15 protein-coding genes are annotated in these 19831 nt (G+C 33.5%); 13 read left to right on the top strand and 2 right to left on the bottom strand.

From position 1 onward, the window contains the following. Positions 1-41: 41 nt before the first annotated feature. The gene (locus ACFS5M_RS13065; protein WP_183489095.1) at positions 42-932 is read left to right on the top strand and encodes a lysophospholipid acyltransferase family protein; all 891 of its coding nucleotides are present in this window, start codon (positions 42-44) and stop codon (positions 930-932) included. 2 nt (positions 933-934) lie between these two features. Here the strand turns inward: ACFS5M_RS13065 and glmM are convergent, their stop codons facing one another. Next, positions 935-2323, bottom strand: a complete 1389-nt coding sequence (gene glmM, locus ACFS5M_RS13060) for a phosphoglucosamine mutase (RefSeq protein ID WP_183489092.1) — start codon at positions 2321-2323, stop codon at positions 935-937. Positions 2324-2398: 75 nt separating this feature from the next. Here glmM and ACFS5M_RS13055 point away from each other — a divergent pair, with 75 nt between their 5' ends. From ACFS5M_RS13055 to ACFS5M_RS13040, 4 genes are read left to right on the top strand one after another with little or no spacing between them, the layout of a single operon-like run. Next, positions 2399-2989: an acyl carrier protein phosphodiesterase gene (locus ACFS5M_RS13055; protein WP_183489089.1), complete on the top strand. Its 591-nt coding sequence runs from the start codon at positions 2399-2401 to the stop codon at positions 2987-2989. After that, on the top strand, positions 2986-4662 hold the full coding sequence (gene ggt, locus ACFS5M_RS13050) for a gamma-glutamyltransferase (protein ID WP_183489086.1): 1677 nt from the start codon (positions 2986-2988) through the stop codon (positions 4660-4662). Before ACFS5M_RS13055 ends, ggt begins: the two co-directional genes overlap by 4 nt. A gap of 9 nt (positions 4663-4671) precedes the next feature. Next, entirely contained in the window at positions 4672-5571 is a 900-nt protein-coding gene (locus ACFS5M_RS13045) for an ATP-grasp domain-containing protein (RefSeq protein ID WP_183489083.1), read from the top strand. Continuing rightward, positions 5568-6275 carry a hypothetical protein gene (locus ACFS5M_RS13040; protein WP_183489080.1) on the top strand — a complete coding sequence of 236 codons (708 nt, stop codon included), beginning with the start codon at positions 5568-5570 and terminating at the stop codon, positions 6273-6275. The genes ACFS5M_RS13045 and ACFS5M_RS13040 overlap by 4 nt, the downstream gene beginning before the upstream one ends. On the opposite strand, the gene ACFS5M_RS13035 is transcribed toward ACFS5M_RS13040, so the two are convergent. Further along, positions 6276-6800 (bottom strand): hypothetical protein, encoded by a 525-nt coding sequence (locus ACFS5M_RS13035; RefSeq protein ID WP_183489077.1) that lies wholly within the window; start codon positions 6798-6800, stop codon positions 6276-6278. 136 nt (positions 6801-6936) lie between these two features. On the opposite strand from ACFS5M_RS13035, the gene uvrA reads away from it, so the two are divergent. The 8 genes from uvrA (at position 6937) to ACFS5M_RS12995 (ending at position 19829) form a co-directional block, all read left to right on the top strand. After that, a complete protein-coding gene (uvrA, locus tag ACFS5M_RS13030) occupies positions 6937-9768 on the top strand; it encodes an excinuclease ABC subunit UvrA (protein WP_183489074.1) in 2832 nt (943 codons plus the stop codon). 38 nt (positions 9769-9806) lie between these two features. Then, positions 9807-10496: an LOG family protein gene (locus ACFS5M_RS13025; protein WP_183489071.1), complete on the top strand. Its 690-nt coding sequence runs from the start codon at positions 9807-9809 to the stop codon at positions 10494-10496. A gap of 36 nt (positions 10497-10532) precedes the next feature. Beyond that, entirely contained in the window at positions 10533-11834 is a 1302-nt protein-coding gene (locus tag ACFS5M_RS13020; RefSeq protein WP_183489068.1) for a T9SS type A sorting domain-containing protein, read from the top strand. 35 nt (positions 11835-11869) lie between these two features. Beyond that, positions 11870-14662: a metalloprotease gene (locus tag ACFS5M_RS13015; RefSeq protein WP_379899057.1), complete on the top strand. Its 2793-nt coding sequence runs from the start codon at positions 11870-11872 to the stop codon at positions 14660-14662. A 300-nt stretch (positions 14663-14962) separates the two neighbouring features. Beyond that, on the top strand, positions 14963-17374 hold the full coding sequence (locus ACFS5M_RS13010) for an alpha-ketoacid dehydrogenase subunit alpha/beta (RefSeq protein ID WP_183489062.1): 2412 nt from the start codon (positions 14963-14965) through the stop codon (positions 17372-17374). Positions 17375-17459: 85 nt separating this feature from the next. Further along, positions 17460-19055 (top strand): class I SAM-dependent methyltransferase, encoded by a 1596-nt coding sequence (locus ACFS5M_RS13005; protein ID WP_183489059.1) that lies wholly within the window; start codon positions 17460-17462, stop codon positions 19053-19055. Next, positions 19056-19322: a DUF202 domain-containing protein gene (locus ACFS5M_RS13000; RefSeq protein ID WP_183489056.1), complete on the top strand. Its 267-nt coding sequence runs from the start codon at positions 19056-19058 to the stop codon at positions 19320-19322. It begins immediately after the preceding gene. 33 nt (positions 19323-19355) lie between these two features. Further along, on the top strand, positions 19356-19829 hold the full coding sequence (locus ACFS5M_RS12995) for a hypothetical protein (protein ID WP_183489052.1): 474 nt from the start codon (positions 19356-19358) through the stop codon (positions 19827-19829). Positions 19830-19831 lie beyond the last annotated feature (2 nt).

Raw genomic sequence — 19831 nt, 5'->3', positions numbered from 1 at the left:
AATATAATATATATTTGTTCTTGCAAATCTAAAATTATTTCATGCAATTTCTTGTTTACATCTTAATTTATCCATTTTTATATATAATTTCTATACTTCCATTTAGATTATTATACATGCTTTCTGATGTACTTTTTGGTTTTGTGTACTACATCATTGGGTATCGAAGAAAAACAGTTCGGCATAACTTAAGACTTGTCTTTCCTGAAAAGTCTGAAAAAGAAATTAATGCTATCGCTAAAAAGTTTTTTCACCATTTATGTGATATGATTTTAGAATCAATTAAATCATTAACCATTTCTGAAGCCGAAATCACGAAACGCTTTCAATTCAAACATATTGAAGAAATTCACAAACTAGAAAAAGCCAATAGAAGCATTGTTTTAATGTGTGCACACTATGCTAATTTTGAGTGGATTTTTATCGCTCAGCGATTTGTAAACCATAAAGGTTATGGTGTTTATAAACGCTTAGAAAATAAATATTTTGATCGTTTAATTAAGCGTATTAGAGCTAAATACAATACAGACTTAATCACGACCAAAGAGACTATTCCAACATTAACTGAAACCAAAAAGAGAGGCGAATTAACCATTAATGGGTTTATTTCAGACCAATCACCTAAGGCTAATAAAGCTTTTCATTGGAAAGAATTTATGGGCATTAAAGTCCCTGTTCATACTGGAGCAGAAATGCTAGCTAAAAAATTAGACATGTCTGTAGTATTCTTTGCTGTTAAAAAGGTGAAACGGGGTTATTACGAAACGACTTTTAAAACACTTGCTGTTAACCCTAAAGATTTTAAAAATTACGACATTACAGATCAATTTTTAAAACTTGTTGAACAACAAATTTATGAAGCTCCAGAATATTACTTATGGACTCACAAACGCTGGAAACATAAAGATAAAGTTCCTGCGAAATTTCAATAGTATTAAATTCCAGCGATTGCTTTTAATTCGTCAATAAACTTATCTGCTAAGGTGTCTGCGGCTACTTGTGATTTAGCTTCCGTATAAATTCTAATGATTGGTTCTGTATTACTTTTTCTTAGGTGCACCCAATTTTCTGGGAAATCTATTTTAACGCCATCAATAGTCGTTAAATTTTCATTAGCATATCTTGATTCAATAGTTTTCAATATTTCATCAACATTTATTTGAGGCGTAAGTTGAATTTTCTTTTTGCTCATAAAATAACTCGTATAAGTCTTTCGTAATTCACTCACTTTCATTTTTTTCTCTGCTAAAAGACTTAAGAACAAAGCCACTCCTACTAAAGAATCTCTTCCGTAATGCAACTCAGGGTAAATAATGCCGCCATTACCTTCACCTCCAATAACAGCGTGAGTTGTTTTCATTAACTCAACTACATTTACTTCACCTACAGCACTGGCCTGGTAATGCCCTCCATGCTTTTCTGTAACGTCACGTAAGGCACGTGATGAACTCATATTACTTACTGTATTTCCTGGTGTTCTACTTAACACATAGTCGGCACAGGCCACTAATGTATATTCTTCCCCAAACATGTCTCCATTTTCATCCATAAAAGCCAATCGATCAACATCAGGATCAACTACAATACCCAAATCTGCACGCTCTTTAACTACCATTTCTGATAGATCTGTCAAATGCTCTTTTAATGGTTCAGGATTATGCGGAAAATGACCATTTGGCTCACAATATAATTTTACTGGATGCACACCTAAGCGCTCTAATAATAAAGGAATAGCAATTCCTCCAGTTGAATTCACGCCATCTACAACAACCTTAAAGTTAGCAGCTTCTATGGCCTTTTTATTAACCAAAGGCAAGTCCAACACTTCATCAATATGCAAATCAATATACGCTTGATTTTTAGTAATCTTTCCTAAAGCATCTACTTCAGCAAAAGTCATGGAATCAGTTTCAGCAATATTTAAAATCTTCTCTCCTTCTACACCATTCAAAAACTCGCCTTTTTCATTTAATAACTTCAACGCATTCCACTGTTTCGGATTATGACTGGCGGTTAAAATTATTCCTCCATCTGCATTTTCCATTGGCACTGCGACTTCAACTGTTGGTGTTGTTGACAAACCCAAATCTATAACATGAATTCCTAATCCGACTAAGGTATTCATTACTAAATTTTGAATCATCTCTCCAGAAATCCTAGCATCACGTCCAACAACAACTCTGTAGTTTTCTTTATTCCGCTGCTGCTTTAACCAAGTGCCATAAGCTGATGCAAACTTAACGGCATCAATTGGTGTAAGATTGTCGCCTACGGTTCCTCCAATAGTTCCTCTAATTCCTGAAATAGATTTTATTAGTGTCATATATATTTAATAAGTTTTAGCAAATATAATAGTTCTAAATGGTATTCTTATATTATGAATTTGTAAATTCACACTATGAATTTTCTCGCCCACATTTATCTATCAGGAAATAATGATTTAGTGACTATTGGTAACTTTATTGCTGATGGCATTCGTGGAAAAAAATATACTATGTTTCCTAAAGACATCCAAACAGGAATATTATTGCATCGTCAAATTGACACCTTTACAGATGCTCATAAAACGGTAAGAGAAAGTACTAAACGCTTACATGAAAACTATAGCCACTACTCTGGTGTGATTGTCGATATTTTATACGATCACTTTTTAGCGAAAAATTGGAATAACTATTCTCATGTACCATTGGATGTGTATGTCGATAATTTTTATGATTCGCTACAAGATCACTTTGAAATTTTACCAACTCGAATTCAAAAGATGATGCCTTATATGATCGCTGATAATTGGTTGCTAAGCTATGCGACTATTGAAGGGATTACTAAAGTTCTTGAAGGTATGAATAGACGTACAAAAAATCGCTCTAAAATGAATCTTGCTGTTAATGAATTAGAAGCGTTTTATAATGAATTTGAAGATGAGTTTACGCGTTTTTTTGACGAGCTTATCACTTTTTCTAATCAAAAATTAATTGAATTAACCACATGAGAAAGATAGTTTTGTTCATACTTCTCTTGACTCTTTGTTTTTCTTGCAAACAGAAGAATATTGGTTTAGTCACAGAAAAAGCAATGGTGGTGTCTGCACGTGCCGAAGCTTCAAAAATTGGAAGCGACATCATGAAGCAAGGTGGCAATGCTTTTGACGCCATGCTTGCTACAGATCTAGCTTTAGCTGTTGCTTATCCTTATGCGGGAAATCTTGGTGGTGGCGGATTTATGGTATATCGCTTAAATACAGGAGAGATTGGCGCATTAGATTATCGCGAAAAAGCACCATTAGCTGCATCCAAAAACATGTTTCTAGACTCTCTTGGACAGGTTATTCCAAATTTAAGTACGCGTGGTGCTATGGCTGTTGGTGTTCCAGGAACTGTTGCTGGTACTTTTGAAGCGCATAAACGTTTTGGAAAACTTTCTATTGAAACCATTATGAAACCTGTAATCGCATTAGCTAAACGAGGTGTTGTTGTGACTGAAAAACAGGAAATTCGCATTGCAGAAAAACAAGAGGATTTTAAATTAGCTAATAAAACATCAATCTTATTTTCTAAGGACTGGAAAAAAAATGATACCATAAAATATCAAAATCTTGCAAAAACCTTAACTCGAATCATGAAACATGGTCCTGACGAGTTCTATAAAGGAAAAAGTGCTAAAATACTAGCTAAGTGTATTCAGGATAATGGTGGTATTCTTACTGAAGAAGACTTAGCCAAATACCAACCTAAATGGCGAACACCAATTACCTTTAATTATGACGATTTAAAAATCATTTCCATGTCTCCTCCTTCTAGTGGAGGCATCGTATTAGCTCAAATACTAACCATGTTAGAACCTTATAACTTAAATCAATTTGAACATAATTCAGTTAAAGCTATTCAGCTTATTGCTGAAGCCGAACGTCGTGCTTATGCCGATAGAAGTTTCTATTTAGGTGATCCAGACTTTGTAAACATTCCGCAAGAAAAACTAATTAGTACGTCTTATTTAAATGATAGAATGTCTAGCTTTTCTTTTGAAAAAGCGACAGATTCCAAAAACCTAAAGCATGGTGTAATAGACCTTATTGAAAGTGATGAAACGACGCATTATTCTATAGTTGACCCTTTTGGGAATGCGGTTGCTGTAACCACAACTCTTAATAGTGGTTTTGGCTCTAAATTGTATTGTGAAGAATTAGGCTTCTTTTTAAATAATGAAATGGATGATTTTTCTAGTAAACCTGGTGTTCCAAATGTCTATGGATTAATTGGTGCTGAAGCGAATAGCATTCTACCTGAAAAACGAATGCTAAGCTCAATGACTCCTACAATTGTTGAAAAAAACGGCAAACTTTTTATGGTAGTTGGCACACCTGGAGGTTCTACCATTATTACTTCTGTAGCCCAGACCATCATTAATGTACATGAATATAAAATGGGCATGCAAGACGCTGTGGATGCGCCTCGCTTTCATCATCAATGGTTACCTGATGAAATTAGAATGGAACCGCATTCATTTTCTGAAAATTTAAAACAACAGCTTGAACATAAAGGCTATATTATAAATGAAGAGCGCACTCCTGTTATTGGTAAAGTAGATGCTATCCTTGTTTTAGACAATGGAAAACTTGAAGGTGGTGCTGATAAACGTGGCGATGATGCAGCCGCAGGATTTTAATGTGTTATTATGAAACTATTTGATGTAATTATACTCACTCAAAAAGATTATATAAGTCCAAAACATATTGATACTTACGTGCAAAATGTTTTATATGAAGATGAATTGGTTCAAAAAGCTCTTGAATCACTCGGATTAACAGTTAAGCGTGTCGCTTGGGATGACTCACATTTTGAGTGGACATCAACACAATGTGTACTGTTTAGAGCGACTTGGGATTATTTTCATCGCTTCAGTGAATTTTCTCAATGGTTAGAAAATGTAGCTAAAAAAACCATTTTATTAAATTCTGAAACGATTATTCGCTGGAATATAGACAAACATTACCTATTTGATTTACACCGAAAGGGTGTTCATGTCGCAGATACTTATTTTATCGAACAAGGAACCACTGAAACCCTAAAAGAATTGCATAAAAAGTTAAAGTGGAATGAAACTGTATTAAAACCCTGCATTTCTGGTGGAGCTAGACATACTTATAAATTGAATTCTGAAAACATAGCATCACATGAAGCGCTCTTTAAAGATTTAATTTCTAATGAATCTATGATGTTACAACCTTTTCAATACAATATTGTAAGCAAAGGTGAAATATCTATGATGGTATTTAATGGCACATTCACACATGCCATTCTTAAAATAGCAAAATCAGGCGATTTTAGAGTACAAGATGATTTTGGTGGAAGCGTTCATAATTATACACCTACTCCAGATGAAATTACCTTTGCAGAAAACTGTGTAAAAGCTTGCTCAGAATTACCAATCTATGCTAGAGTTGATATTTTTGAAGATAATAACAAAAAAATTGCACTCGCCGAATTAGAACTTATAGAACCTGAATTGTGGTTTAGAAATTATCCAGAAGCAGCTACTGTACTGGCTAAATCAATTTATAAAAAACTAAAATGAAATTAAAACGACTTTTAAAAATAATTGCTGGAATTATCATCTTCCTCACCTTGCCTAGCCTACTCTTTTTTGGATTTTTATACTTTAAATACAATGAAGATTTACCAACAGGAACTCATAGTGAACAAGCTGATTTGTTAGCAACAAAAATGTTAAACGCATTAGATTATGAGGCTTATAATGCCACCGATTATATCGAGTTTACGTTTAAAAAGCGTCATCATTATAAATGGCATAAATCAGAAAACACCTGTGAAGTTTACTGGAAAGACTATAAAGTCTATTTAGATTTAAACAACAGTGCAAACAACGACGTTTATCAAAATGAGCAAAAAATTGAAAGTCCTGAACACATCCAAAAAGCAATAGACTATTTTAACAATGATACCTTTTGGCTCGTAGCACCTTATAAAGTCTTTGATCAAGGTACTGAACGACGTGTAGTCAAAACAGAAGATAGCAAAGATGCACTATTAATTACTTATACTTCTGGAGGCTCTACGCCTGGAGATTCTTATTTGTGGTTTTTTAATGAAAAAGGCAAACCGACTCATTTTAAAATGTGGACGTCTATTCTGCCTATTGATGGCTTAGAAGCCTCATGGACAGATTGGACCACGACCGAAACTGGTGCGCAACTACCTAACTTTCATAAACTTTTATTCTTAGGCTTAGAAATTGATGATATAAAAACAACGCACTAATTATTTAGATCGTTGCCCAACAAACTGCTGATCCTTCAATTTAAATAAGACATTAAATGTGGTTAAACTTCCATAAATTCGGGTAATGTATTGCTGCAAATCTATTTTTTCTTGCTCCTCTAGATTGCTTGAATTTACTTTCTGTTCCATGACACGTAAACGGTCTCTAACCATAGTTATCTTATGAAAAAAATCGTCAATCTTTACTTCTTTACTTTGCAAATTTGTGTCACCTGGTTCTAGAATAAGTTTTCCGCCTTTCCATTTATCAGCAATAGGTACTATTTCAGTCGCATCACTCCATTTTTTTAAGATCGACACTAAACTACTTTCAACCTCATAAAAGCTTACAGTATCCACATCATCTTCAGCAGCTTCAATAACTTCAAAATCGCTATCTAAGTCTATCGTTTCTAAACCATTTTCAATAAACGTCACCCAATAGTGTTTTGATGTGACATTAGTAACCACACCTTTACCGAATTCATTATGGTTAATTCGTGAACCAATTCCTAATAATTGCATATAAAAACGTATTTATTTTATTTCCATTCTTTACCAAAAAATATAGATCTAAAATTATTAAAATAATAATTAAATCCTAATTAAATATCTTTCGTATTGACAAGCAAAAATCGTAACTTTGCAACTTTGTCATTTTATGTCCAAATTCGAAGAAAATATTGAAGTTCAAGGTGCTCGTGTTCATAATCTAAAGAACATTGATGTGACTATTCCTAGAGAAAAACTAGTCGTTATAACTGGATTATCTGGCAGTGGAAAATCGTCATTAGCGTTTGATACTATTTATGCTGAAGGACAACGTCGTTATATTGAAACGTTTTCGGCTTATGCGAGACAATTTTTAGGCGGATTAGAACGTCCTGATGTGGATAAAATAGATGGGCTTTCGCCTGTTATTGCTATTGAACAAAAAACAACAAGCAAATCGCCACGTTCTACGGTTGGAACCATTACTGAAATTTATGATTTCTTACGTTTATTATTTGCTAGAGCGTCTGATGCTTTTAGTTATAATACTGGTGAACAAATGGTAAGTTATAGTGATGAGCAAATCAAATCGCTAATTATTGAAAGTTTTCATGGCAAACGCATTAACGTTTTGGCTCCTGTTGTACGTTCGCGTAAAGGACACTATCGTGAATTATTTGAACAAATTGCCAAGCAAGGCTTTGTAAAAGTAAGAACTGACGGTGAAATTAAAGACCTTGTAAAGGGCATGAAATTAGATCGCTACAAGAATCATGATATTGAAATTGTTATCGATCGATTGAAAATTGATGACACAGTCGACCATGACAAACGTCTTACCGAATCCATAAATACAGCAATGTATCATGGCAATGATGTGCTTATGGTTTTAGATCAAGACACTAACGAAACCCGCTTTTTTAGTCGCAGTTTAATGTGCCCTAGTTCTGGTATTTCGTATCCAAACCCTGAACCAAATAACTTTTCATTCAATTCACCTAAAGGGGCTTGTCCGAAATGTAATGGGATTGGTAAATTGTACCAAGTCAATGCACAAAAAATTATTCCAGACGATAGTTTATCTATAAAAAATGGTGCATTAGCGCCTCATGGTCCTGAAAAAAAATCATGGATTTTCAAACAGTTTGAATTGATTGCACAACGTTTCGACTTTAAGTTAAGTGATGCGTATAAAACAATTCCTGACGAGGCTAAACAAATGATACTTTATGGTGGAAATGAAAAATTTACTGTCGATAGCCAAACCCTTGGTATTAAAAGAGATTATAAAATAGATTTTGAAGGTGTCGCAAACTTTATAGAAAATCAGTATAAAAATGCAGATTCTACATCCTTAAAGCGTTGGGCAAAAGAATATATGGATAAAATTGATTGCGACGCTTGTCATGGAGCAAGATTGCGTCAAGAATCCCTTTATTTCAAAATAAATAATCAGAATATTGCTGAACTTGCCAATAAAGACATTGTTGATTTAGCTGAATGGTTTGATAAATTAGATCAGCATATTTCAGAAAAACAATTAAAAATTGCTGAAGAAATCATAAAAGAAATAAAAGCTAGACTTCAGTTTTTATTAGATGTTGGCCTTAATTATTTAAGTTTAAACCGAAGCTCAAAATCGCTTTCAGGTGGTGAAGCACAACGTATTAGATTGGCCACACAAATTGGTTCGCAACTGGTTGGTGTACTTTATATTTTAGATGAACCTAGCATTGGATTGCACCAGCGTGATAACGAAAAATTGATTAATTCATTAGTATCATTACGCGATGTAGGGAACTCTGTTATTGTTGTTGAACACGATAAAGACATGATAGAACGCGCAGATCATGTTATAGATATTGGTCCTCATGCAGGAAAGCATGGCGGAGAAATTATTAGTCAAGGTACGCCTGAAGAACTTTTAAAGCATTTTACCCTTACAGCAGATTATTTGAATGGTACAAAGCAAATTGAGGTTCCTAAAACACGTCGAAAAGGCAACGGAAACTTTATGGAACTTAAAGGCTGTACTGGAAATAACTTAAAGAATGTTTCGATAAAATTACCTTTAGGAAAAATGATTGGTGTCACTGGAGTATCTGGAAGTGGAAAATCGACCTTAATTAACGAAACCCTCTATCCTATTCTTAACGCTCATTATTTTAATGGTGTAAAAAAACCAATGCCATATAAAAGCATAAAAGGTTTAGAACATATCGATAAAGTGATCGACATCAACCAATCACCAATTGGAAGAACACCTAGAAGTAACCCTGCTACATATACTGGAACCTTTAGTGAGATACGTAGTCTATTCGCTAAAATACCTGAAGCCATGATTCGTGGCTACAAACCAGGTCGTTTTAGTTTTAATGTTAAAGGTGGTCGCTGCGAAACCTGTCAAGGAGGCGGTTTACGTGTGATTGAAATGAATTTCCTCCCAGACGTTTATGTTGAGTGTGAAACCTGTCAAGGGAAACGCTTTAATCGTGAAACCTTAGAAATTCGCTATAAAGGAAAAAGCATAAGCGATGTGTTAAACATGACCATTAATGAAGCTGTTGAGTTTTTCGAGCACATTCCAAAGATTTATAAAAAATTAAAAACCATCAAGGATGTTGGTTTAGGCTATATTACACTAGGACAGCAAAGTACGACACTTTCTGGTGGAGAAGCGCAGCGCATAAAACTAGCTACAGAACTAAGCAAACGCGATACTGGAAATACATTTTATATCTTAGATGAGCCAACAACAGGATTACATTTTGAAGATATTCGAGTGCTTATGATTGTACTTAATAAGCTTGCCGATAAAGGAAATACAGTCCTTATCATCGAACACAACCTAGATGTTATAAAAACGGTTGACTATATTATTGATATTGGTTATGAAGGTGGAAAAAATGGTGGAGAGATTATAGTTGAAGGGACTCCAGAACAAGTAGCAAAACATAAAACGAGTTATACTGCACATTTCTTAAAAAAAGAATTAAATTAGCAAGTTGCTGAAAAGAGAAAGGATTAAAATTAAAATACATGAGAACAGAACAACATACAAAAATTTGGAATGCCATTAAAACAAACGATTCATGGGCAATTTTTAAAATCATGGGTGAATTTGTTAATGGCTATGAGAAACTAAGTAGAATCGGACCTTGTGTCTCTATATTTGGTTCTGCAAGAACTAAACCAGAAGACAGATATTATAAGCTAACAGAAAAAGTGGCTTCTAAAATAGTAGAGCATGGTTATGGTGTTATCACTGGTGGAGGTCCTGGAATAATGGAGGCTGGTAACAAAGGCGCTCATCTTGCTGGAGGAACTTCTGTAGGCTTAAATATTGAATTGCCTTTTGAACAACACGACAATCCTTATATAGATCATGATAAAAGCTTAGACTTTGATTACTTTTTTGTTCGTAAAGTGATGTTTGTAAAATATTCACAAGGATTTGTGGTTATGCCTGGAGGATTTGGAACTTTAGATGAATTATTTGAAGCCATTACTTTAATACAAACGAATAAAATTGAAAAATTTCCAATTATTTTAGTTGGAAAAGATTTTTGGGAAGGTTTATTCGAATGGGTGAAATCTACATTATTAGATAAATTCAATAACATTAGCGCTAAAGATTTAGACTTAATTCATCTTGTAGACACAGAAGATGAAGTTATTAATATTCTTGATGCTTTCTATAAAGATTACGGATTTAGCCCTAACTTCTAATCCGTTTTTGTATTTGAAAACAATAACCATCAACAAATGAAAAAACATTTAGCAATACTATTTATAAGTATCTTAAGCTTAAACTCTGTTTCTGCTCAAGATACATTTAAAGCAATGTTTTACAATTTGTTGAATTTCCCTCTACAAACTATTCCTGAAAACAGAATCGATTATTTAAGAGAAATACTCATTGAAGCACAACCAGATATTTTTATGGTTTGTGAATTAAATAATGAAACTGGAGCAAATAGTATAATTACTATGATACAGTCTGATGTAAATTCGAATTATGAAAGTGCTGTTTTTATGCTAAATACTTCTGATGATGATTTTGGAGACCAAAACGACCTTCAGAATTTATTGTTTTTTGACAGCTCTAAATTTAGCCTAGAAAACCAAAACGCTATTACCACTGTCTATCGAGATTTTAATCACTATACTCTAAAATTAAATACGGTAGATCAAGATATAAACCCTTTATTTCTAGAAGTTATAGTTGGGCATTTGAAATCTTCAGATGGTTCAGAAAATCAAGCGATTCGACTAGAAATGGTTCAAGATTTAACTAGCTACTTAAATACTTTACCAGAAGACAGCCATGTCTTACTTGGAGGCGATTTAAATTTATACCGAAGTTCAGAAGATGCCTTCCAAGAATTAATTAATACGACTAATGTAATTACTTTTGTTGATCCTGCCAATAAAATTGGGTCTTGGCATAACAACACTAATTTTATTGAAGTGTTTACTCAATCTACTAGAACCACAACTGGAATGGGTGGAGCAACAGGAGGTTTTGATGATCGCTTCGATTTTATACTAACTTCTGAAAGCATGGAGATGTCTTCAGAAAACCCTAACCCTGATTTGTATTTTGTTGATGGCTCGTATGAAGTTTTTGGCAACAACTCAAATTCAAATTGTTATAATCAAGCTATAACTTCTACCGATTGTGGAGAAGATGGCGATGTATCAACTCCAGATTATTCCGAAGACATCAGAAATGAACTCTTCAATTTTAGCGATCACCTTCCTGTAATTCTACAAATTGAAGCAAATCAACTCTTTTTAAGCGTTCCAGAATACACCACTGCAAATTATTATGAAATAATTGGCACAAATATTATTTCTAATACGTTAAATTTACAAACCAACAATCAATTACTTACCACTAAAAAACTAAACATTTTTAACACTTTAGGTCAGTTGGTAATGACCTTAGCTATTGATAATGCAGAAACTCATTACATTGATGTTTCCCATCTATCAAGTGGTTTATACTACATTACCACGCCTAATTTGCATGTTGAACCTTTAAAGTTTGTAAAAGTAAATTGAAATTCCGTTTTTTAACCTTCTTAGTATTCACTTGTGTGAATTTTATAAGCTATAGTCAAAATACTATTGACCTTAAAGCGACATTTGACATTGACAAAAGGCAAATAAAAATTGTCCAAACAATTCAGTATCAAAACACAACCAACGATGTCTTACAAGAGGTTTATTTAAATGATTGGAGTAATAGTTTTTCTACTAAAAGCACACCTTTAGCCATTCGCTTAGCTGAAGAATACAAAAATGAATTTCACTTTGCTAAAAATGAAGACCGTGGATTTACTGTCATTACCTCTTTAAAACAAGATGGTTTTGACGTCTCACATGAACGACTAAAAGATCAGCTCGATATTGTTAAAGTGACACTCAATAACCCATTACAACCTAATGAAGTTTACACGCTTCAATTGGATTATATTGTACAAATTCCTAATTCTAAATTTACACGTTATGGTGTTTCTTCAAAAGCTAATATTAGCCTAAGGTATTGGTATATAACTCCTGCTGTTTATGATGGAACTTGGCATTATTTTAGTAATAAAGATTTAGACGATGCTTATATTCCTAAAGCGAATCACACATTTTCAATCGAATATCCTGAACGTTATATTTTATCTACTGAATTAAATCAAACCGACCAGAAAAAAGTCGACGGAAATATCATCACACAGCTATCTGGTAACGACAGAGTTAACTCTAAATTATACTTGTCATTATACCCTCAATTTAATACTGTTGAAACCGATTATTTTACCATAGTTTCTAATATTGATGACGAAAACTTAACTCAGACCGATCGTGTTATTCTTACCGATAAAATTGCTGGTTTTGTAACAAGAAATCTTGGCGATTATCCTCATAAAAAACTGCTTATAACAAATATCGATTACAAAAAAAGCCCTATTTACGGACTTAATTTATTACCAGATTTTATTCGTCCATTTCCAGATCGTTTTCAATATGAACTAAAATTGGTTAAAACCACTATTCGCAACTACTTAGAAAACGTTCTCCTTATTAACCCTAGAAAAGATCAGTGGTTAATAGATGGATTACAGGTCTATTATTTAATGAAATATGTGGATGAATACTATCCAAACATGAAAATTTTTGGAACACTTTCTAATATTTGGGGCATCAAATCCTTCCACGCTTCAAAATTAAATTTTAATGACCAATACCGCTATTCCTACTTAAATATGGCGAAAACCAACATCGACCAACCATTAACGATGGCTAAAGATTCGCTTTTAAAATTCAATAAAAATATTGCCAACCCAAATAAAGCAGCAATTGGTTTGCAGTATTTAAATCACTTTGATGAGACTCTAAAAATGGATAGCTCTTTATTAGAGTTTATAAATATTCAAAAATTAAAGCCTACATCAACCAAAGATTTTGAAACACTTATTAAGTCTAAAGCCAATAAAAATGTGGACTGGTTTTTTACAGATTATCTAAGCACTACTAAAAAAATAGATTACACGATTAAAACAGTTGATGCATCTAAGGACTCCATTAAAGTAACAGTTAAGAATAAAAATAAAAACAGTATGCCTTCGGCTTTATTTGAGCTCAAAAAGGATTCTGTACTTTCTAAAACTTGGATTAACACCAAAGATCAAAAAACAATTACATTAGCAAAAAGTGATGCAACTAAATTGGTCATAAATAAGGATGAAGCTATTCCTGAAATTAACAATCGAAACAATACAAAATCACTAACCAAATCGTTATTTAACAGACCTATACAAATAAGGCTCATAAAAGATGTAGAAGATCCTAGATACAATCAAGTTTTTATCATGCCAATTGTAGAATATAATAATATTTATGATGGTTTAGTCTTAGGTGTAAAACCGTATAATAAGTCTGTACTAAAAAAGCCTTTCACCTACAAACTTGCTCCTCAATATGGCTTAAAATCAAAATCGCTTTCAGGTTCTGCAAATATTGTATATCATCAATTTATAAATAATGTCGATAATTTATATAAAATACAATATGTCTTAACTGGTAGCTACTCTAGCTATGCAGAAGATTTATTTGTAACCGTTTTCAAGCCAAATATTACATTTAATTTTAGAGATACAGGAAACTTACGCTCCAATAAAAGACAGTACTTAAATTTTAGATACGTAAGTATTAAACGTGATAAGGATGTTAATAATATCCTTCAAAGTGAAGCAAAACCCAACTACAAAGTTTTTAGCATTAGGTTCATAAATAATAACCCAGGCTTAATTAATTATACTAGTTGGTTTGCCGACTTTCAAGCTGCAGAAACTTTTAGCAAAGTGTCGTTTAATTATGAATACAGACAACTGTTTCAAAATAACAGGCAACTGAATGTCAGAGTCTTTGCAGGTGTTTTCCTAAATAACAAAAACGAAGCAACCAATGACTATTTTAGTTTTGCTTTAGACAGACCTACAGACTATTTATTTGATTACCAGTATTTAGGACGCTCAGAAAGCACAGGACTTTTCAGTCAGCAAATCATTATTGCTGAAGGAGGTTTTAAATCAAAATTAGAAACTCCATTCGCTAATCAATGGATGGCAACAGCAAACGTAAGCACATCAATTTGGAATTACATTCACGCGTATGGCGACATTGGAACGCTTAAAAACAAACACCACAGCGCAAAATTCGTCTATGATTCTGGACTCAGAGTCAATCTTGTTGAGGACTATTTTGAAATCTATTTTCCAGTATATTCCAATTTAGGATGGGAAATTTCACAACCACAATACAGCCAAAAAATACGCTTTAAATTTACCGCAGATATCCAATCCCTTTTAGGCTTGTTCAGAAGACGTTGGTACTAATCAAACCCTGTTTTCTATCTTTCTTTTTTTGGGTGTTTGCAAATTAAAAATTTGCAACGCGCTATACGCTGTATCTTTTTTTAGCAGAACCAATTCAGCATAAAAAAAGGATGTCGCTGCTATCGCTAACACGAATTTTAGATTAAATAATCTTTAGCAAAAACACAGAAAATTATATTATATTCATTATTATTTACTAAAATGGCAAATAAAATGATAATTCTTCATTTTTTTAAGACTTATCAGCATTGTAAAAATGGGTAATTATCCTTAAATTTGTAACCATCTAACACATTGTATATGCAAACAAATCCAAACTTAAAAAAAGACTTATCGTTTGAAGACTTTAAAGCAGAAGTGCTTAATGATTATACCATTGCAGTAACCTCAAGAGAGTGCAGTTTATTAGGTCGTCGAGAAGTGCTTACTGGAAAAGCAAAGTTTGGAATATTTGGTGATGGTAAAGAAATACCACAACTCGCTTGGGCTAAAGCCTTTAAAAATGGTGATTTTCGCTCAGGATACTATCGTGATCAAACCTTTATGATGGCCATAGGAGAAATGACAATTCAACAGTTTTTTGCTGGTTTATATGGACATACAGATATTAATCACGATCCAATGTCTGCTGGTCGCCAAATGGGCGGACATTTCGCTACACACAGTTTAGATGCACATGGCAATTGGAACGACTTAACCAAACAAAAAAACTCGAGCGCAGACATCTCGCCTACTGCTGGACAAATGCCACGTTTGTTAGGCCTCGCACAGGCTTCAAAAATATTTAGAAACGTTAAAGGTATTGATACCACCAATTTTTCTAACCAAGGGAATGAAGTCGCTTGGGGAACGATTGGTAACGCGAGCACCAGTGAAGGACTGTTTTTTGAAACCATAAATGCTGCAGGTGTTTTACAAGTCCCAATGGTCATGAGTGTTTGGGATGATGAATATGGTATTTCTGTACACGCGAAACACCAAACAACAAAAGAAAACATCTCTGAAATCTTAAAAGGATTTCAACGCGATGAAGATCATAATGGTTACGAAATTTTTCGTGTAAACGGTTGGGATTACCCTGCTTTAGTAGATACTTATCAAAAAGCATCACAAGTGGCAAGAGAAGAACATGTGCCCGTTTTAATTCATATCAACGAATTAACACAACCTCAAGGACATTCAACGTCTGGGTCGCATGAACGCTATAAAAATGCTGAACGCTTAGCTTGGGAAGCCGAGTTTGATTGTAATGTAAAAATGCGAGAATGGTTAATTTCTAATAGCATCGCAACAGACGAAGAATTATCAGCCATTGAAAAAGACATCAAGAAGCAAGTACGTGATGGAAAAAAAGCAGCTTGGTCTGCTTTTAACAATCCGTTAGTGCAAGAACGCGATGAGTTAGTGGCATTAATTGAAAGTGTAGCAAATTCGAGTACAAATAAAGTTTTTATCAATAAGCTTAAAAATGATTTAGCATCTATTGTAGAACCTATCAGAAAAGATATTTTATCTACTGCTCGTAAAACTTTACGCTATGTGGTAAGCGAAACATCTTCAGAAAAAACACAATTAACGAACTGGATTAATGCGTATATCGAAAAAATTCAACCAAAATATAGCTCTCACTTATACAGTCATTCAAAACATTCAGCCTTAAACGTTAAAGAAGTAAAACCGACTTACGATACGAATGCTGAAGACGTTGATGGTCGTTTAGTGATTCGCGATAATTTTGATGCAATTTTCAGCAAATATCCTGAAGCTTTAGTTTTTGGAGAAGATGCAGGTCATATTGGCGATGTAAATCAAGGTCTTGAAGGCATGCAAGAAAAATATGGTGAACTACGTGTGGCTGATGTCGGCATTCGTGAAGCATCTATTCTTGGCCAAGGTATTGGAATGGCTATGCGTGGATTAAGACCTATTGCAGAAATTCAATATTTAGATTACATCTTATATGCTTTACAAATTATGAGTGATGATTTGGCAACCTTACATTACAGAACACAAGGTCGCCAAAAAGCACCTTTAATAATACGTACTCGTGGACATCGATTAGAAGGTATTTGGCATTCTGGCTCACAAATGGGAGGAGTTATCAATCTCATCAGAGGAATTCATGTTTTAGTGCCAAGAAATATGACAAAAGCTGCTGGATTTTATAATACCTTATTAGAAAGTGACGAGCCTGCATTAATTGTAGAATGTTTAAATGGCTACAGACTTAAAGAAAAAATGCCGACAAACATTGGTGAATTTAAAACGCCTTTAGGTGTTGTAGAAACTGTTAAAGAAGGCCAAGATATAACCTTAGTGTCTTATGGTTCTACTCTTCGCATCGTTGAACAAGCCGCAAAAGAATTAACTGAAGTTGGTATTGATGCTGAAGTGATAGACATTCAATCCTTATTACCTTTTGACTTGAATCACGATATTGTAAAAAGTGTTGCAAAAACAAACCGTCTCATGGTTATTGACGAAGATGTGCCTGGTGGTGCTTCTGCTTATATTTTAAACGAAATATTAAATACTCAAAATGCATATCAGCATTTAGATAGTCAGCCACAAACATTAACAGCGCAACAACATCGTCCAGCCTATGGTACAGATGGTGATTATTTTTCAAAACCCTCTGTTGAAGATGTTTTTGAAAAAGTATATCATGTGATGCATGAAACAAATCCCAATGATTTTCCAAAATTGAGATAATTAAATCATCTTAAAGAATTAATAAAGCCTTTCAATATCTACTTGAAAGGTTTTTTTTATATTTATAGAAAATCAATCAAAAAACATGCTCACCAAGCAAATTAAAGAAGAACTCAGAGGCACAATTTTTAAACACTTAGATGGTATAGCAACAGCTCCAACTACTTTTGCATTACATAAAAAAGGCGTTCTTGATTTTCTTCTTCAAAATTCTAAAGTTTCAATCGAAACACTTACAAATCAATTTAATGCAAATGAAGGTTACCTAAATATTGCATTACGTGTTTTGTGTTCGCAAGGCTGGCTCACTCAACATATAGACAATGCTTCAGATACTATTTTTTATGAAATTAATAAAAACAGTCAAGAAGCTTTTCAATGCGCTTCTATTTATGAAGATGCAGTTAAGCTACTCTCCTATTCGGTGAAATTTCCAGATGAACGCATTGGTTCAGATGCTTTTATTGCCTTAGAACGTATTTTTAAAAATTATGAATCTCGCTTCGGATTAGATGGAAAAAGCGATATTGAGCAACAGGTTTTAAAACACATTGAAGGCTGCATTGTTGGTCCAATTATAGTATTATTAGGCGTAAACGGATTATTTCATAAATATTTTATGGAAGCTTCTTTTACTGCTGAAGAATATCACAAAGACCCAGAAAGTTTTAAAAAAATACTCGATTTCTTTTCTTATTTAGGATGGTTCATTAAAAAGAAAAACACCTATCAGTTTACAGATCAAGGCTTGTTTTTTGCTAAACGCGCAAGTGCTTATGGTGTGACTGTGTCTTACTTACCAACTTTTTTACAACTCGATGAGTTACTTTTTGGAAATCCTTCAGTTTTAAAAACTGATGCTCCAGAAGATACTGAGAAACATGTGCATAGAGAAATGAATGTTTGGGGAAGTGGTGGCGCACATTCTACTTATTTTAAAGTCATAGATCAAGTCATCATCAAACTTTTCAACAAACCTATCGACGAGCAGCCAAAAGGCATTCTAGATATGGGTTGTGGTAATGGCGCGTTTATTCAGCATATTTTTGATGTTATAGAACACCAAACCCTTCGAGGCAAAATGCTAGAAGAACATCCATTATTACTTGTTGGAGCAGACTTTAATCAAGCCGCTTTAAAAGTCACCAGAGCTAATTTAATTAAGGCCGACATTTGGGCTAAAGTCATTTGGGGCGATATTGGAAGACCAGATTTATTGGCTAAGGATTTAAAAGATGATTATAATATAGATTTAAAAGATTTACTAAATGTTCGTACTTTTTTAGACCATAACCGCATTTGGGAAGTTCCTAAACAAAAGACTGAGAATATAAGCTCGTCATCTGGAGCTTATGCGAGCCAAGGCAAACGCATTAATAATAATGCTGTAGAAGATTCGCTTAGAGAACATCTGCAAAAATGGAAACCTTATGTAGAGCAATTTGGACTTCTTATTATTGAGCTACATACTATTGATTCAAAATTAACAGCTGCCAACCTTGGAAAAACTGCAGCAACAGCCTATGATGCAACACATGGATTTAGTGATCAATATATTTTAGAAGTTGACGTCTTTCATAAAATAGCAACTGAAGCTGGACTAAAACCAGATCCAAATCATTTTTCCAGATTTCCAGATAGCGATTTAGCAACAGTAAGTGTGAATTTATTAAAAGGATAAATGGAAGCAAAAGACAACCCTTTAGTAACGAGAGATTGGTTAGCCATTGAAAGAACTAAACTGGCTAACGAACGTACTTTTTTAGCGTATTTCAGAACGTTTATTGTTATTCTAGGCACAGGAATTACCATTCTAAAATTAGAACTATTTAGTGAGCTTAAATCCTTTGGAATTGTATTAATCTTAGTTGCACCAATCCTTCTAATTATTGGAATTATTAGATTATTCCGCGTCAAGCGTACCATAAAAAAACATTATAAAATCTAATATTTAAGATTTTCGTTTTTACGAGAAATACATATGAAAACAGCGACAGTAAAACAACTCAAAGACGAACTTAAACATCTTTCTTCTGAAGATTTAGTCAATCTATGTTTACGTTTATCGCGTTTTAAAAAGGAAAATAAAGAGCTTCTTACCTATTTGCTATTTGAAGCCCATGATGAAGACAGCTATATTGAAAATATCAAACTTGAAATTGACGCTCAGTTTGAAACGATAAATCGAGCAAGCTATTTCTATATCAAAAAAAGCGTTCGGAAAATTTTAAGGCTTATAAAAAAGTACAGTCGTTACTCTCTTAAAAAAGAAACGGAAGTAGAACTCCTTCTCTATTTTTGTCAAAAGTTAAAAAGCTTTACACCTTCTATAAAACATAATGTAACACTTACTAATATTTACAACAGGCAAATTGCTTCAATTAAAAAGATTATAAATGGATTACATGAAGATTTACAATACGATTATACTTTAGCCTTAGAAGCTTTACACTAAAA

This window comes from Lacinutrix iliipiscaria (genome assembly GCF_042686125.1).
Lineage (GTDB): Bacteria > Bacteroidota > Bacteroidia > Flavobacteriales > Flavobacteriaceae > Oceanihabitans > Oceanihabitans iliipiscarium.
The sequence above is the reverse complement of the archived record's forward strand: the minus strand, read 5'-3'. Positions and strand labels throughout refer to the sequence as shown.

Bases quoted from the DNA above. Each gene is read 5' to 3' on its own strand.
- ACFS5M_RS13065 (WP_183489095.1), top strand. From the start codon at position 42: ATGCAATTTCTTGTTTACATCTTAATTTATCCATTTTTATATATAATT.
- glmM (WP_183489092.1), bottom strand. From the start codon at position 2,323: ATGACACTAATAAAATCTATTTCAGGAATTAGAGGAACTATTGGAGGA.
- ACFS5M_RS13055 (WP_183489089.1), top strand. From the start codon at position 2,399: ATGAATTTTCTCGCCCACATTTATCTATCAGGAAATAATGATTTAGTG.
- ggt (WP_183489086.1), top strand. From the start codon at position 2,986: ATGAGAAAGATAGTTTTGTTCATACTTCTCTTGACTCTTTGTTTTTCT.
- ACFS5M_RS13045 (WP_183489083.1), top strand. From the start codon at position 4,672: ATGAAACTATTTGATGTAATTATACTCACTCAAAAAGATTATATAAGT.
- ACFS5M_RS13040 (WP_183489080.1), top strand. From the start codon at position 5,568: ATGAAATTAAAACGACTTTTAAAAATAATTGCTGGAATTATCATCTTC.
- ACFS5M_RS13035 (WP_183489077.1), bottom strand. From the start codon at position 6,800: ATGCAATTATTAGGAATTGGTTCACGAATTAACCATAATGAATTCGGT.
- uvrA (WP_183489074.1), top strand. From the start codon at position 6,937: ATGTCCAAATTCGAAGAAAATATTGAAGTTCAAGGTGCTCGTGTTCAT.
- ACFS5M_RS13025 (WP_183489071.1), top strand. From the start codon at position 9,807: ATGAGAACAGAACAACATACAAAAATTTGGAATGCCATTAAAACAAAC.
- ACFS5M_RS13020 (WP_183489068.1), top strand. From the start codon at position 10,533: ATGAAAAAACATTTAGCAATACTATTTATAAGTATCTTAAGCTTAAAC.
- ACFS5M_RS13010 (WP_183489062.1), top strand. From the start codon at position 14,963: ATGCAAACAAATCCAAACTTAAAAAAAGACTTATCGTTTGAAGACTTT.
- ACFS5M_RS13005 (WP_183489059.1), top strand. From the start codon at position 17,460: ATGCTCACCAAGCAAATTAAAGAAGAACTCAGAGGCACAATTTTTAAA.
- ACFS5M_RS13000 (WP_183489056.1), top strand. From the start codon at position 19,056: ATGGAAGCAAAAGACAACCCTTTAGTAACGAGAGATTGGTTAGCCATT.
- ACFS5M_RS12995 (WP_183489052.1), top strand. From the start codon at position 19,356: ATGAAAACAGCGACAGTAAAACAACTCAAAGACGAACTTAAACATCTT.